This window comes from Gilliamella sp. LMG 34359 (assembly GCF_984569085.1).
The window spans coordinates 148,983-164,233 of sequence record NZ_OZ474906.1 but is presented as its reverse complement, the minus strand read 5'-3'; the positions used below and the strand labels follow the sequence as shown (position 1 = coordinate 164,233).

The following is a 15,251-nucleotide window of genomic DNA, read 5'->3' as shown; positions in this document are numbered from 1 at the left end:
CGGTATAGCTAATTGTTAGGACTTACTTTATTTTTAGAAATCTATTGCTGCAGATTGCTTTGTATATCTTTGTATATCTTTATTATTATTTTAATAGTTCCAGTTAACATTAAAGCCTAATGCTAATGGATTGGTGTGGAAACCTTTGGGTTTGTGAATCGGTTTGCCGGCAAAAAGGTCATAATAAAAACCATAATTATTTCCTCGTATGCCTATTACGCCACCGGTTAGGTGTCGACCTAATAAGTATTCACTTTTGGCACCTGAGACTTCACCTGTATCGATGCCTAAGTACGGCTCATGATTAAAGGGGGCTTGCCAGACTAGTTCATTACGGATATACCAACCATGATCTGCTCTTAAGGTTAGCTCGCCATCAAAACCGCGCACCGACCAACGTCCACCAATGGAAAATTGATCCGGTGAAGTTAAATGATCGCCTCGTGTATATTGACCCTGATAGTCAAAACGATAACGAAACGGTTGTTGTTTGATATTGAAAGGAATATTGGCTGAGAAGTTAATGAGAAAAATATTAGCTAAAGCACTGCTGTCATATTCGCCATTATTCTCTTCTGGCGCTTTTTTAGCATTAAACCATCTAACCCCTTTTTGATAAGTTACCCCAGCATCTAAGGTGATATCGTTAATATAATGTCGATGCTGTAAACCTAATTGCCAGTTGGTGGTTTTACGCTGTTGAAGCTCCATTTCAGTATCATTGATATAGTTATGAGACTCACGAAGCGTAATACCATAACTTAAGGTGGTTTTTTGCGACTCATTACGATGAATGACTCGGCTTAATTGAATATTGGCATTGCGACTGCGACCACTATACTCAAAATTTTCATTTTGCCCGGCAATGGTTTGATGATATTTATTGCCTGATAATGAGGTGCTGAGCAACCAATAACCAAACGGGATTGAATAGGATAATAGAAAGTTACGTGAACCATACTTGCCTTTACCATTAATATCATGGCCACCTGAGGCGTAAAAAGAATCACTTAACGATAATAAGTTATCTAAATATAGGGTAGCGCCACCTTGGTCACGCCCAGTGGTTTTGGTGCCCGAATCATCAACTGATAAGCCTAAGCGCCACATTTTACTTTGTCGGCGGGAGATAACTACATCACTTTCACCCGGTTTGTCTCCCGGTACCAGTTCCATTTGTGTCGATACAGTCGGCAAGCGTTGTAAGTTTTCCAGACCTTGCTCAATATCGCGCAGATTAAGTGTGTGATTTTCTCTTACCGGCATAGCGGTATATAACTGCGCATATTTATCGCTATCATCACTGTAGTAGAGCTTTCTGACCTTACCTTCAACCAATAATAGCTGTAATGTTCCGGATGTCAGGTCTTGTTCTGGCACAACTACGCGAGTGGTAATATAACCATAGCTAACCAATCGGTCCTGAATTTTACTCATCAGTAAACTAATACCTTCTGCTCCTAGGCAATGATGGTCTGCCTGACGTGCTAGTTTATTGATAGGAATAAACCAAGGTAACTTATCTCTTTCCAATAATTGCACTTGCTCGATGTTAAAGCATAAAGGTTCAGTTGGAAAAATGATTTCACCGGTTTCGTTGCTGGGAGCTAATAGATGAATGTCGGGTGATGAAGGGGTTAATGTATCTTGAATGGCTTTATCACGCTCTTGTTGATGGATAAGCTGCTGATCACTAACTTGATTGATAAGCTGTCGATTGTTAAGTTGCTGCGTGGGTGGTGGCTCAGCTAACGTAACCATCGTGGGTAAAACTATGAGACTACATGCCAATAAATACCTTTTCATTAATAAATCCATAAAATTAACAATGAAACATCATTACACACAAATCTATACCAAATAATGTTAACATTGAACCGATTCAATGTCGATGCAAAAAATTGAGATTCATCATTTTATGATGATTTTTAATGTTTTATTTAATAGGATTTGCTTTGCTTATTATTTGATCCGCTTGTATTTTAGGCATTTTTAATGCATTTTATAAGTTATTTTTTATTGTCGATTTATTATTAGTGCGAATTTAAAGATAACCATTAATAACTCTGTATTATCTAATTGTTGTTGTTAATCACAACAAAACATTAAATTGATTCTAAATAGATTTTGCGAAAAAGTTTATGTAAAATTGATTTTGTCATTTCCTTTAAGCAACAATGGCTAGCAAAGCTAATACAAAACCTTTATACTATGCGGCAATTTTTAGCGTAAATTTTAGTAAGATTTACGTTTTACTAAATCAACCCGTTCTTTAACATCATCAATTGGAAAAAAATTATGCATCCGATGCTGAATATCGCTATTCGTGCTGCTCGTAAAGCAGGTAATGTGGCCATTAAGGCTTATGAAAATCCAAGTTCAATCGAAATTGACACTAAAGGTGCTAACGATTTTGCTACTAACGCCGATCGTGCTGCTGAAGCTTTAATTATCGAAACGATCAAGAAAGCGTATCCTGATCATACGATTATTGCTGAAGAAAGCGGATTAGCTAAAGGTAATGATGCTGACACGCAATGGATTATCGACCCAATTGATGGTACCACCAATTTTATTAAGAATATTCCTCATTTTGCGGTTTCTATCGCGGCTCGTGTTAAAGGTAAAACGGAAGTTGCTGTCGTTTATAATCCGATGAGTAATGAACTCTTCACGGCTGCTCGCGGTAAAGGTGCGCAGTTAAATGGTTACCGTATTCGAGTAAGTAATGCGAAAGATTTAGAGGGTAGTGTGCTTGCAACAGCTTTTCCTTTTAAAGCTAAACAACACAGTAATTGTTATTTCGCGGTATTGCAAAAGTTATTTACTAAGTGTGGTGATTTTCGTCGTACAGGTTCAGCCGCGTTAGATCTGGCTTATGTAGCATCAGGACGCTTAGATGGCTTTTTTGAAATCGGCCTAAAACCATGGGATATTGCCGCAGGTGAGCTGATTTTACGTGAAGCTGGTGGTGTGGTTACCGATTTTGCGGGCGGTAATAACTATATGGTTTCTGGTAATATTGTGGCTGGAAATCCAAGAATCGTTAAAGATCTGCTTGTTTCTACTCAAAACGATTGGCCAGAAAATTTGCGTAATTAGTTTTACTTTCTTTATCTAAATGCGGGGCTGTCTTATCCCTGCATTTTGTCTTTATACCGTTTATCAAAAAAAATAAATTTGCCATTGGTCATTGTGGATCAGTTATTGCTGTCATGGAACAATTAACTTGTAAGCCTTGATTGTTTAAATAGTCACTACCCCAAGTATACATTGATTCGAGGACTGGTTTGATACTTTTGCCAAAGTTGGTTAAAGAATATTCTACTTTAGGTGGTACGACGGGATAAACGTGTCGATTAATTAGGCCATTTGCTTCAAGTTCACGTAGCTGTTGGGTTAGCATTTTAGGTGTAGCGGTTGGAATTTCTTTCTGTAATTGTGAAAATCTCAAGGTGATTTCGGTCATTAGTTTCCATAAAATGAGCGATTTATATTTACCACCAATCATATTAATTGTGGCATCAACTGGACAACGGGTGATAGATTGATGCTCTTTTTCACAGCAATTTTTGTTTATTGAATCATTTTGCATTTGGTTATCTCAATAGTATCTTTTTGGGTAGTATATATCAAAAAAGTGCATTCTTGTTAAAAGGATAATTATTATTACAATAGCTATCTAAACCAGACCAAAAATTAAGGGATGTGTTAAATGAAAACTGTCGAATACCATTTTTTTGTTGAAGAGATGAGCTGCGCATCATGCGTTAGTCGTGTAGAAAAAGCATTAAGAAAGATTGATGGCGTGATTGATGTTAGTGTTAACCTAGCAACCGAAAAGGCCACCGTTGAGGCCAATGCCAATGTTAAATTAGACACTTTAATGGCTGCGGTAGATAAAGCCGGTTACCACGCGGTGAAGATTACCGAGCCGGAAATTCACGCCAAAGATATAAATAAGCAAGCGTCACTCTGGCCGATTATTATCTCGGTTATCTTAGCGATTCCTTTTGTGTTGCCGATGTTACTTGAGCCATTTGGCATTCATTGGATGATGCCAGCTTGGTTGCAATTAGTGATTGCCTCGGTTGTGCAATTTGGGCTTGGTGCTAAGTTTTATCGTAGTGGTTTTAATGCTGCTAAGGCGTTGTCCGGTAATATGGATCTGTTAGTGGCTATTGGTACCAGTGCGGCTTATGGATTGTCACTTTATCAGCTTATTATTGGTAATAACGATCATCTCTATTTCGAGTCATCGGTGGTTATTATTACGTTAATCTTGATTGGTAAATGGTTAGAGTCAAGAGCTAAACATCAAACGACCCAAGCGATTGAAGCACTTTCCGCGCTGCGCCCGGAAGTTGCATTAGTTCGACAAGGTGATCAAGAGGTAAGTTTGCCGATAAGTCAGGTTAAGGTTGATGATGTGGTTGTGATCAAACCAGGTGAACGAATTCCAGTAGATGGTGTGGTTATTGACGGCGCATCGAGTTGTGATGAATCTATGTTGACGGGGGAAAGTTTCCCGGTTAGTAAAACCCTCAATAGTATCGTAACCGGTGGTACAATTAATGGCGAAGGGTTATTAATGGTAAAAACCACGGCCGTTCAAGCTGATTCTACGTTGTCGAAAATTATTGCTATGGTCGAGTCTGCCCAAGCGAAAAAAGCGCCAATTCAGCGTATTGTGGATCGGATTAGTGCTATTTTTGTTCCCGTGATTTTATTGATTGCACTGATTACACTGCTTGCTTGGGGCTTTATTTCTCATGATTGGCAACAAGCTTTGCTACATGCGGTCGCCGTGTTAGTGATTGCTTGCCCATGTGCATTAGGATTGGCGACACCAACTGCGATAATGGTTGGTACGGGTGTTGCTGCTCGCCATGGTATTTTGATTAAAGATGCCGAGGCGCTTGAAACCTTACATAACATTAATACGGTAGCATTTGATAAAACTGGCACATTAACCATTGGTAAACCAGAATTAGTTGAACTGGATGTGATGGGCAGAGAAACTGCCGATCAAATTCTCGCACTAGCGGCATCAATGCAAGCTGGAAGTGAGCATCCACTCGCTAAAGCAATTTTAGCGAAAGCTAAATCGTATAATTATGCGCAAAATATTACCTCGGTTGCAGGTTCAGGGGTAATGGCAACCATTGATAATCATGAATATTATTTGGGTAGTTTGCGTTGGATGAAATCGTTAAATGCCTATTTTGTGGATATGCAGGATAAAATTAATGAGCTTACCAAAAAAGGCTATACAATCTCATTTTTAGCTAAACAGCAATCGGAAAATGGTGTTGTGATATTAGCCTTATTTGGTTTTGCCGATGTGATTAAATCGGAAGCGAAAAGCGCCATTGATGCATTACATCAATTAAACGTAAATACGGTTATGTTAACTGGTGATAATCAACAAGCGGCTAATTATGTAGCACAGCAATTACATTTAGATAAAGTTATTGCTGAGGTTTTACCACAAGATAAAGCTAATTATATTTATCAATTACAAAAAGAGAGCCAAAACCTTAGCAATAGCAATCATAAAGTGGCAATGGTGGGTGATGGTATTAATGATGCACCAGCTTTAGCAGCAGCTGATATTGGTATTGCTATGGGAACGGGGACTGATGTCGCGATGCATGCAGCAAGTATAACCTTGATGCGCGGCAATCTATTTTTAATTGCTGATGCTATTGATATCTCAAGAAGAACCTACAATAAAATTAAACAAAACTTATTTTGGGCATTTTTCTACAATTTAATTGGCATTCCACTTGCGGCCTTCGGCTTCTTAAATCCAATGATAGCTGGCGCAGCTATGGCACTTAGCAGTGTAAGTGTGGTGACTAATGCTTTATTGTTAAAACGGTGGCAAGCGCGTTCTGAAGCAAAATAGTTTTCTTTTGAATAAATGCACCATAAATGCTTTATGGTGATAAAACAGATCTTAAAACATGCCATCAATTCAAATATTATCTGCATTGATGGAATGATGGCACATCTTTCTAAATTAAAGATAATGACAATTTGCATCTCTACTTTCTAGAGAGTAAGGTCTTAGCATTCCTTAAATCAGTTTTATCAAATGGAGTACCTCGGTTAAGGAAGAGAATGCACATGGTGATCATACTTACTATACAGCAAATGATTATTTTAGGTGATTTGTTGACTGCTTTGGTTGTAGCCATTATTGGAATTATGATGAATGTAGATGCATAAAATTAAAGCAAATGCACTAGTCAAAGCAAGCATTACCACTATTGAGCAGCCAATCACCTCACTATGATTGCGCCGACGAATGGAAGTTGTTGAGTGTTTACACTACAACATGTTTAATAATTATGAACCAAACTGTGGATGATTAACTAAACTAGAATAGGCTATGATGTATTTACTAATGGGAAACGAGTTCTTTTTGATGTTTTTAAAATTAGGAAAAATAAATAAATTCAACAGAGCAAGCTTAAAAAGTATTAAAACTGTTTTAAACAGAAATGAATAAGTGGGAAAGCTATTGGTGTGAGTTACAGTATGCGAATCCAGAAGTTGATTATACCGAAGAACTAAAAAAGAAATTGATGCCATTTACGAAAAATATGTAACGGTAAGATAAGAATAAGAGGTAATTGTGGAAATTTGGCCTATTTTAGAAAATGAATTAATTAGATATCGTGATTTATCTTCGTCTATTAGAAAAATATTGATGAAATATGAGGTTGAGTGTTCAGAACTTATTTTAAAGATGAAAGAAAAGACTTTTGATGAGAGTCAGGAACTCTTTAATAAATTGTATGATATTCAACAAAAATTATCGATAGCTATGTATAAATATGAATTTAATTTAAACGATCGTTTAAAAGACTTTGTCTATCATTTTGATCGAGATGATATTCATTCAAGAAGATATTGGTATGAAAAATTTAATGATGGATTAATTTGGCCTGATGACTGAAGTCAATTGTGACCTAATTATTAAGGATTTTATTTTTATTTATTCCTAGATCTGCATTACAAGTTTAATAATTAACGGATTATCTTCAATTTTGACGACAACCGCTTTCCCAACATAAAAGCCTATCAGCTCAAATAAGTATCCTTTAATACGGTGATCTGGGGTTGGATTTTATCCCTTAGGGCGTGTAACCAATGATGTAAAATAGTTCGGTGAGTTGCCGTGACTTATTTTTGCAAATACATGATTTTAAATTAAATTGTGACTTAACCGTAATTAATATATAGTATTTTAGGTGAAAAACGCTGCAACTCCATAAAGGAAAAAACTGAAGCAATCGGGATTTGGATGTAGTGCAACATTAATGTCTTAAATAGGACAAATGAAAACGATGCTGAAAAACATATTTTTAACAAGTTATCAAAGAATCCTAATGTTGAGATTTTTCATCTAATTTTATGTAAAAAAACAGGCAAAAATAATAACTATTGAGGTTAAATAGGATTATGCTAACGAAACAAAGACTCAAATATTAAAAGATAAAGTTACTCGCTCTGGAAAAGAAAGATAATAAAAATTGATGGCTCGTCTGTTTCAGAACAATATACAATTGATTATTAGTAAAACACATGTATCGCTATGGAAGTTAGGAAAATGAATAAAACACCAAAAGAGGAAGTTATATCCGATATAGCTAAAGTAATTGGACCTTTGTTTGAACAAAAAGGATTTGTGCAAAAGAAAAACATATTTGAATTTCATGATAGTAACACTAACAATATATATCAATATGAAATACTTCTTTCGAAAAGCAAGGGCTATTTTTCACTACATTTATGCCTAAGTGTATTTAATGAACCATTTATGAAAGAAGTGAATGAAATACTTAAAAAGGTATTGTTAGATAAGGATTATGATTATCCTAAAAGTTGGGATGATAAGATGATAAAACAATCAATCAAGCAAAGAATTAGCGATTTTCGTTTAGGGGCGGTAACGGATTGGCGCGATTTTAAAGAGGAAAATGAATCTTTGGCTGACTTTAATGATCGATTTTCTATTTGGGTTACTGCCTTTAATGATATTAATGAAATCCCTAATTGGAAAGCGCAACTAGTGCAAAGTGTTTTATTTACTGAAAAATGGATTTCGGATATTCAATCTAATCAGGAACAATGGATTATTAATAATACATACTATTCTGCTCTGTACCTTTTGAAAAAACAAAACCGAATTATCGAATTAAATGAAAAATATAATTATTTGTTAAAGGGAGGCTTTTATAAAAATGAGCTTATTTTCTTTTATAAGTATTTAACTGAATTGTAAAAGCTAAGCGAAACAGGGAGTTTCGACTCAAATAAGACAATGAATTATTGGGTGCTTTTCATTGTCGTCAATTATTTAAAAATGCATCTTCTACTATGAAAAATGAATAAAATGAATAAAACACCAAAAGACGAAGTTATATCCGATATAGCAAAAGTAATTGGGCCTTTGTTTGAACAAAAAGGATTTGTGCAAAAGAAAAATATATTTGAATTTCATGATAGTAACACTAACAATATATATCAATATGAAATATGGCTTTCGAAAAGTTCGGGATATTTTTCACTACATTTATGCCTAAGTGTATTTAATGAACCATTTATGAAAGAAGTGAATGAAATACTTAAAAAGGTATTGTTAGATAAGGATTATGATTATCCTAAAAGTTGGGATGATAAGATGGTAAAACAATCAATCAAGCAAAGACTTAGCGATTTTCGTTTAGGGGCGGTAACGGATTGGCGCGATTTTAAAGAGGAAAATGAATCTTTGTCTGACTTTAGGGATCGATTTTCTATTTGGGTTACTGCCTTTAATGATATTAATGAAATCCCTAATTGGAAAGCGCAACTAGTGCAAAGTGCTTTATTTACTGAAAAATGGATTTCGGATATTCAATCTAATCCGGAACAATGGATAATTAACCATACAGCATACCCAGCTCTATACCTTTTGAAAAAACAAAACCGAATTATCGAGTTAAATGAAAAATATAATTATTTGTTAAAGAGAAGCTTTTATAAAAATGAGCTTATTTTCTTTTATAAGTATTTAACTGAATCGTAAAAACTAAGTGAAACAGGGAGTTTCGACTCAAGTAAGACAATGAATTATTGGGTGCTTTTCATTGTCGTCAATTATTTAAAAATGCATCTTCTACTATGAAAAATGAATAAAATGAATAAAACACCGAAAGACGAAGTTATATCCGATATAGCAAAAGTAATTGGGCCTTTGTTTGAACAAAAAGGATTTGTGCAAAAGAAAAACATATTTGAATTTCATGATACTAACACTAACAATATATATCAATATGAAATACTACTTTCGAAAAGGAAGGGCTATTTTTCACTGCATTTACGCCTAAATTTATTGAATAAACCATTTATGAAAGAAGTGAATAAAGTTCTTGAAAAGGTATTATTAGATAAGGATTATGATTATCTTGAAGGTTGGGACGATAAATCAAAAAAAAGTACAATAAAATCAAGACTTAGCAATTTTAGGTTAAGAATGTTAACTGATTGGCGCGATTTTAAAGAGGAAAATGAATCTTTGTCTGACTTTTGGGATCGATTTTCTATTTGGTTTTCTGTTTTTGATGATATTAATGAAATCCCTAATTGGAAAGCGCAACTAGTGCAAAGTGTTTTATTTACTGAAAAATGGATTTCGGATATTCAATCTAATCCGGAACAATGGATTATTAATAATACATACTATTCTGCTCTGTACCTTTTGAAAAAACAAAACCGAATTATTGAGTTAAATGAAAAATATAGTTATTTGTTAGCGAAAAATAGCTCAGATGATGAACTTATTTTATTTTATAAATATTTAACTACCTCATAAAAACTAAGTTAAAAATGGAGTAGCTTCCAGATGATAGATTATCAAAGTACTTTGTGATTAACTTTTACTTTTTAAACCGGTGTTAGCGCAAATATTGTGCCCTATTGAATAAGTGGATGCGCTGGGTAATCATACTTACTATTCGATCTGGAAAGGGTGAATTTGGAAAAAAAGCGCCAACTAAAATTGATGGCACGATTCTTTCAAAAGTATTTACAACTGATGTTACTACTAGCGTAACATATGTACCATTATGGAAGTTATGAAAATGAATAAAACAACAAAAGATGAAGTTATATCCGATATAGCTAAAGTAATTGGGCCCTTGTTTGAACAAAAAGGATTTGTGCAAAAGAAAAATATATTTGAATTTCATGATAGTAACACTAACAATATATATCAATATGAAATACTTCTTTCGAAAAGCAAGGGCTATTTTTCACTACATTTACGCCTAAATTTATTGAATAAACCATTTATGAAAGAAGTGAATAAAGTTCTTGAAAAGGTATTATTAGATAAGGATTATGATTATCTTAAAGGTTGGGATGATAAATCAATAAAAAGTACAATAAAATCAAGACTTAGAGATTTTATTTTAGGGATGGTAACAGATTGGCGTGATTTTAAAGAGAAAAATGAATCATTGTCTGATTTTAATGATCGATTTTTTATCTGGGTTACTGCCTTTAATGATATTAATGAAATCCCTAATTGGAAAGCGCAACTAGTGCAAAGTGTTTTATTTACTGAAAAATGGGTTTCGGATATTCAATCTAATCAGGAACAATGGATAATTAACCATACAGCATACCCAGCGCTGTACCTCTTGAAAAAGCAAAACCGAATTATTGAGTTAAATGAAAAATATAATTATTCTTTAACAAGCTATGACGCTGATGATGAGCTTATTTACTTTTATAAGTATTTAACTGAATTGTAAAAGCTAAGCGAAACAGGGAGTTTCGACTCAAATAAGGCAATGAATTATTGGGTGCTTTTCATTGTCGTCAATTATTTAAAAATGCATCTTCTACTATAAGAAATGACTACACAATGAATAAGACAACAAGAGATGAAGTTATATTAGATATGGCTAAAGTAATTGGGCTTTTGTTTGAACAAAAAGGATTTGTGCAAAAGAAAAACATATTTGAATTTCATGATACTAACACTAACAATATATATCAATATGAAATACGCCTTTCGAAAAGGAAGGGCTATTTTTCACTGCATTTACGCCTAAATTTATTTAATAAACCATTTATGAAAGAAGTAAATGAAGTGCTTAAAAAGGTATTATTAGATAAAGATTATGATTATCTTGAAGGTTGGGACGATAAATCAAAAAAAAGTACAATAAAATCAAGACTTAGCGATTTTAGTTTAGGAATGGTAACTGATTGGCGTGATTTTAAAGAGAAAAATGAATCATTGTCTGACTTTAGGGATCGATTTTCTATTTGGATGTGTGTCTTTGATGATATTAATGAAATCCCTAATTGGAAAGCGCAACTAGTGCAAAGTGTTTTATTTACTGAAAAATGGATTTCGGATATTCAATCTAATCAGGAACAATGGATAATTAACCATACAGCATACCCAGCTCTGTACTTTTTGAAAAAACAAAACCGAATTATCGAATTAAATGAAAAATATAATTATTTGTTAAAGGGAAACAATTATAAAGGTGAGCTTATTTTCTTTTATAAGTATTTAACTGAATTGTAAAAGCTAAGCGAAACAGGGAGTTTCGACTCAAATAAGGCAATGAATTATTGGGTGCTTTTCATTGTCGTCAATTATTTAAAAATGCATCTTCTACTATAAGAAATGACTACACAATGAATAAGACAACAAGAGATGAAGTTATATCCGATATAGCAAAAGTAATTGGACCTTTGTTTGAACAAAAAGGATTTGTGCAAAAGAAAAACATATTTGAATTTCATGATAGTAACACTAACAATATATATCAATATGAAATACGCCTTTCGAAAAGGAAGGGCTATTTTTCACTGCATTTACGCCTAAATTTTTTGAATAAACCATTTATGAAAGAAGTGAATGAAGTATCTAAAAAAGAATGGTTAGATGGGGATTTTATTCGTTGTCTAAAAAAAAATCTCACTGATGAAACGATAAAAGAATTGATGAAGGAAAGACTTAGCAATTTTAGGTTAAGAATGTTAACTGATTGGCGCGATTTTAAAGAGGAAAATGAATCTTTGTCTGACTTTAGGGATCGATTTTCTATTTGGATGTGTTTCTTTGATGATATTAATGAAATCCCTAATTGGAAAGCGCAACTAGTGCAAAGTGTTTTATTTACTGAAAAATGGGTTTTGGATATTCAATCTAATCCAGAACAATGGATAATTAACCATACAGCATACCCTGCTTTGTACCTTTTGAAAAAGCAAAACCGAATTATCGAATTAAATGAAAAATATAATTATTTGTTAAAGAGAAGCAATTATAAAGATGAGCTTATGTACTTTTATAAGCATTTAACAGCATCATAAAAACTAAGTTAAAAATGGAGTAGTTTCCAAAGTCAGATTATAAATTATCAAAGTACTTTGTGATTAACTTTCACTTTTTAAACCGGTGTTAGCGCAAATATTGTGACCACTATTGAAGAAGTGGATGCACTGGATAATCACACTTACCAGTCGCTAATCCTCTCACCATGATTGAGCGGGTGGATGGCAGTTGTCAACAGTACAGTTATAATCAAGCTGTCTTAGTGAAAGCGGTACACGATTTTGATGGCACGGTGACTAGGTATCATTATAACGGACGCGGACTGTTACAAGAAAGATTATCCCCTGACAATTATGAGTTCTTTTTGATATTTTTGAAAATTAGGAAAGGTAAATGAATTCTACAGAGCAAGCATTAAAAGTATTAAAACTTTTTTTAACAGAAATGAAGACATGGGAAGATTATTGGCGTGATTTACAGCTTGAGAATCTAGAAATTGATTATTCAAAAGAACAAAAAAAAGAAATTGATGCAATTTATGAAAAATATGTAACGGTTAGAGAAAGAAAACTAGGATTGCAGGTTGCTTTATCTACACAGTTTCCATCGACATTTACTCCTGATGGTGAAATCATTAGTTGTGAATTAAGTGCTAATAATAAAAAAATAGTAATTGAGGTTCATAAAAAATTTGATACGGGAGTTAGATACCAATATCGATATACGCTAATTTTTAAAAATAAGGAATGGCGAGTTGATAGACGAGAGATGTTTCTTTTTAGTGAAAATAAATGGATCAAGGATACTTTATAAATAATAAAGGGGAAGAGGTTTCCCTGCTCTTTCCGAATAGAACGACTATATTCTATGAGGTATTTGATAATGGGGAAAAAGTTTTTTCTGAAGTTTTTAAAAATTAGGAAAAGTAAATGAGTTCTACAGAGCAAGCATTAAAAGTATTAAAACTTTTTTTAACAGAAATGAATAAATGGGAAAGCTATTGGTACGAGGTACAGTATGAAAATCCAGAAGTTGATTATACAGAAGAACTAAAAAAAGAAATTGATGCAATTTATGAAAAATATGTAACGGTAAGAGAAAGAAAACTAGGAAAGCAGGTTGCTTTATCTACGCGGTATCCATCAACATTTACTCCTGATGGTGAAATCATTAGTTGTGAATTAAGTGCTAATAATAAAAAAATAGTAATTGAGGTTCATAAAAAATTTGATACGGGAGTTGTATACGAATATCGATATACATTAATTTTTAAAAATAAAGAATGGCGAGTGGATAGAAGAGAGATGCTTGATTATGACGGTAGATGGATCAAGGATACTTTATAAATGATATAGAAGAGCGCGTGGCTGCTCTCCCCGTATCAATTTTAGCCTGGGTATTAACACACCATTAACTAAATCATATTACACGAAAAAAATGTGTTGATGTATTAAGGATAATTTAGTCAAATAACCTTATCAGCTGATAATTAATTCTGCATTGTAATTTGTTACTATCAAGTATTCACATTAATGATAATTTATCCAACAAGACCCGATAGGACTGGCGGCGGGATTAATCTATACCAATATGCGCCTAATACACTCTCTTGGATTGACCTGTGGGGATTGAGTTGTTATGTAAAAATGCAGTCTTATAAGAATGATGTCCACACTAAAGGACCTCATGCTGATATATTGTAAAAGACAAAAAAGTTGCCGAGGCTGTATTAGGTAATAATGGGAAATGGTATCGCTGGGGTGATTTAACTAAAAATCCGAAAGTATTAACAGATGCGGATAAAGTAATTAAGGGAATGTCTAAAGATACCAAAATAATGACAGAGGAGAGATTTCAGACAAAAAAAGCTATTGCTGAATTTGAACAAATCTTAACTCATGATAATCCAAGTTCAGGAATATATAAGAAAGCTAAACGTGGCTTAGAAAGATTTTAGAAAATATTAGCGGCAATAGAAGAGGATATAAAATGATTTTTGAAAAATTCTTAAAAGGGGAAACATTCCCTGTTACCTTTGGGGAAGATCTAAATACGGTTATTTCTAAACTTGAATACCCCCAAGTATATTTGATCAGTAAAGAAGATGAGTCATACGGTGTGTATTCACAAGGAATAGAATATCTATTTGATATGAATGAATTATGTTTAATACAATTTGAAATTGATCGTCTTAAACAAGTTTACATAAATAAAAATAAGATTACAGAGAATACTAATTATGATGAGTTCAAAGGCTATCTGAAACAAATTAAAGTTGAATATGAAGAAGAAGAGTATATAGATAATCAAAAAATATTACTTATTAAAAATAATATAACAGTTTATTTTGACGGAGTGTCAAATAAATTCACCACAGCAATGAGAACTAGAACTTGGTGAATTAATAATAAGTTTAACAACTAAGTTGAGGAAAACCAGAATTCAGGTCTTATTTTTTTTGTGATTAATTAAATCTGTATCTCAGGCTGAATAATCAGCTTGCCCTACTCAATGGTGACGGTAATAGCCAGACCGGAAAAAATCATAACTGTTCCAGCCAGCGGCCTTTAATATCAATCTGTGATGAGTTGTAACTTAGAATGTGGCTTAGCCATAATTAACTCCATATTAGTTAGTTGTGGTTAGCGGTTTTAGGTATCAAGGTAAAGTCGCATCTGTTTTAGTGTTAAATTGATATTATTTATCCAGAAATTTAATCTGCTTTTTAGTCAATAAAGCATCTAAAAATATCTTAATCACGGTCTGATTTTAGGCGAGTAGCTGCTCAATCGCTTGAGTGGCAATAAGGGACGCAAAAATGGAAAAAAATAGGGAATATTTAGGAAAAATGAACCAAAAGATAAAGATGGAAATCTACTTGCAACTAAAAAAACAA

The 15,251-nt window shown here is 33.4% G+C and carries 15 protein-coding genes; 13 read left to right on the top strand and 2 right to left on the bottom strand.

Translation table 11 applies throughout. From position 1 onward, the window contains the following. Positions 1 to 90 precede the first annotated feature (90 nt). Positions 91 to 1,806 carry a ShlB/FhaC/HecB family hemolysin secretion/activation protein gene (locus AC5LXV_RS00845; protein WP_493467126.1) on the bottom strand — a complete coding sequence of 572 codons (1,716 nt, stop codon included), beginning with the start codon at positions 1,804 to 1,806 and terminating at the stop codon, positions 91 to 93. A gap of 492 nt (positions 1,807 to 2,298) precedes the next feature. On the opposite strand from AC5LXV_RS00845, the gene suhB reads away from it, so the two are divergent. After that, on the top strand, positions 2,299 to 3,102 hold the full coding sequence (gene suhB / locus AC5LXV_RS00840; RefSeq protein WP_065577905.1) for an inositol-1-monophosphatase: 804 nt from the start codon (positions 2,299 to 2,301) through the stop codon (positions 3,100 to 3,102). An 88-nt stretch (positions 3,103 to 3,190) separates the two neighbouring features. Here the strand turns inward: suhB and AC5LXV_RS00835 are convergent, their stop codons facing one another. Beyond that, positions 3,191 to 3,595, bottom strand: coding sequence for a winged helix-turn-helix transcriptional regulator (locus tag AC5LXV_RS00835; RefSeq protein WP_493467125.1), 405 nt, complete (start codon positions 3,593 to 3,595; stop codon positions 3,191 to 3,193). 120 nt (positions 3,596 to 3,715) lie between these two features. On the opposite strand from AC5LXV_RS00835, the gene AC5LXV_RS00830 reads away from it, so the two are divergent. The 12 genes from AC5LXV_RS00830 to AC5LXV_RS00775 all read left to right on the top strand — a co-directional run bounded on the left by AC5LXV_RS00830 (position 3,716) and on the right by AC5LXV_RS00775 (position 14,755). Next, positions 3,716 to 5,911, top strand: coding sequence for a heavy metal translocating P-type ATPase (locus AC5LXV_RS00830; protein ID WP_493467124.1), 2,196 nt, complete (start codon positions 3,716 to 3,718; stop codon positions 5,909 to 5,911). A gap of 732 nt (positions 5,912 to 6,643) precedes the next feature. Beyond that, on the top strand, positions 6,644 to 6,967 hold the full coding sequence (locus AC5LXV_RS00825; protein WP_493445534.1) for a hypothetical protein: 324 nt from the start codon (positions 6,644 to 6,646) through the stop codon (positions 6,965 to 6,967). 654 nt (positions 6,968 to 7,621) lie between these two features. Continuing rightward, positions 7,622 to 8,296, top strand: coding sequence for a hypothetical protein (locus AC5LXV_RS00820; protein ID WP_493467123.1), 675 nt, complete (start codon positions 7,622 to 7,624; stop codon positions 8,294 to 8,296). Positions 8,297 to 8,407: 111 nt separating this feature from the next. Continuing rightward, positions 8,408 to 9,082: a hypothetical protein gene (locus AC5LXV_RS00815; protein WP_493467122.1), complete on the top strand. Its 675-nt coding sequence runs from the start codon at positions 8,408 to 8,410 to the stop codon at positions 9,080 to 9,082. Positions 9,083 to 9,193: 111 nt separating this feature from the next. Further along, positions 9,194 to 9,868 carry a hypothetical protein gene (locus AC5LXV_RS00810; protein WP_493467121.1) on the top strand — a complete coding sequence of 225 codons (675 nt, stop codon included), beginning with the start codon at positions 9,194 to 9,196 and terminating at the stop codon, positions 9,866 to 9,868. A gap of 268 nt (positions 9,869 to 10,136) precedes the next feature. Next, the gene (locus AC5LXV_RS00805; protein ID WP_493467120.1) at positions 10,137 to 10,811 is read left to right on the top strand and encodes a hypothetical protein; all 675 of its coding nucleotides are present in this window, start codon (positions 10,137 to 10,139) and stop codon (positions 10,809 to 10,811) included. Between the two features lie 113 nt (positions 10,812 to 10,924). Next, positions 10,925 to 11,599: a hypothetical protein gene (locus tag AC5LXV_RS00800; protein WP_493467119.1), complete on the top strand. Its 675-nt coding sequence runs from the start codon at positions 10,925 to 10,927 to the stop codon at positions 11,597 to 11,599. A 113-nt stretch (positions 11,600 to 11,712) separates the two neighbouring features. After that, entirely contained in the window at positions 11,713 to 12,393 is a 681-nt protein-coding gene (locus AC5LXV_RS00795; protein WP_493467118.1) for a hypothetical protein, read from the top strand. A 355-nt stretch (positions 12,394 to 12,748) separates the two neighbouring features. Continuing rightward, positions 12,749 to 13,168, top strand: a complete 420-nt coding sequence (locus tag AC5LXV_RS00790) for an NTF2 fold immunity protein (RefSeq protein ID WP_493467117.1) — start codon at positions 12,749 to 12,751, stop codon at positions 13,166 to 13,168. Positions 13,169 to 13,284: 116 nt separating this feature from the next. Next, positions 13,285 to 13,701 (top strand): NTF2 fold immunity protein, encoded by a 417-nt coding sequence (locus AC5LXV_RS00785; protein WP_493467116.1) that lies wholly within the window; start codon positions 13,285 to 13,287, stop codon positions 13,699 to 13,701. 470 nt (positions 13,702 to 14,171) lie between these two features. After that, a complete protein-coding gene (locus tag AC5LXV_RS00780) occupies positions 14,172 to 14,312 on the top strand; it encodes a hypothetical protein (protein WP_493467115.1) in 141 nt (46 codons plus the stop codon). A 32-nt stretch (positions 14,313 to 14,344) separates the two neighbouring features. After that, a complete protein-coding gene (locus AC5LXV_RS00775; RefSeq protein ID WP_493467114.1) occupies positions 14,345 to 14,755 on the top strand; it encodes a hypothetical protein in 411 nt (136 codons plus the stop codon). Positions 14,756 to 15,251: the final 496 nt, after the last annotated feature.

Coding starts and splice junctions, on each gene's coding strand:
- AC5LXV_RS00845 (WP_493467126.1), bottom strand. CDS start 1,806: ATGAAAAGGTATTTATTGGCATGTAGTCTCATAGTTTTACCCACGATG.
- suhB (WP_065577905.1), top strand. CDS start 2,299: ATGCATCCGATGCTGAATATCGCTATTCGTGCTGCTCGTAAAGCAGGT.
- AC5LXV_RS00835 (WP_493467125.1), bottom strand. CDS start 3,595: ATGCAAAATGATTCAATAAACAAAAATTGCTGTGAAAAAGAGCATCAA.
- AC5LXV_RS00830 (WP_493467124.1), top strand. CDS start 3,716: ATGAAAACTGTCGAATACCATTTTTTTGTTGAAGAGATGAGCTGCGCA.
- AC5LXV_RS00820 (WP_493467123.1), top strand. CDS start 7,622: ATGAATAAAACACCAAAAGAGGAAGTTATATCCGATATAGCTAAAGTA.
- AC5LXV_RS00815 (WP_493467122.1), top strand. CDS start 8,408: ATGAATAAAACACCAAAAGACGAAGTTATATCCGATATAGCAAAAGTA.
- AC5LXV_RS00810 (WP_493467121.1), top strand. CDS start 9,194: ATGAATAAAACACCGAAAGACGAAGTTATATCCGATATAGCAAAAGTA.
- AC5LXV_RS00805 (WP_493467120.1), top strand. CDS start 10,137: ATGAATAAAACAACAAAAGATGAAGTTATATCCGATATAGCTAAAGTA.
- AC5LXV_RS00800 (WP_493467119.1), top strand. CDS start 10,925: ATGAATAAGACAACAAGAGATGAAGTTATATTAGATATGGCTAAAGTA.
- AC5LXV_RS00795 (WP_493467118.1), top strand. CDS start 11,713: ATGAATAAGACAACAAGAGATGAAGTTATATCCGATATAGCAAAAGTA.
- AC5LXV_RS00790 (WP_493467117.1), top strand. CDS start 12,749: ATGAATTCTACAGAGCAAGCATTAAAAGTATTAAAACTTTTTTTAACA.
- AC5LXV_RS00785 (WP_493467116.1), top strand. CDS start 13,285: ATGAGTTCTACAGAGCAAGCATTAAAAGTATTAAAACTTTTTTTAACA.
- AC5LXV_RS00780 (WP_493467115.1), top strand. CDS start 14,172: ATGTCTAAAGATACCAAAATAATGACAGAGGAGAGATTTCAGACAAAA.
- AC5LXV_RS00775 (WP_493467114.1), top strand. CDS start 14,345: ATGATTTTTGAAAAATTCTTAAAAGGGGAAACATTCCCTGTTACCTTT.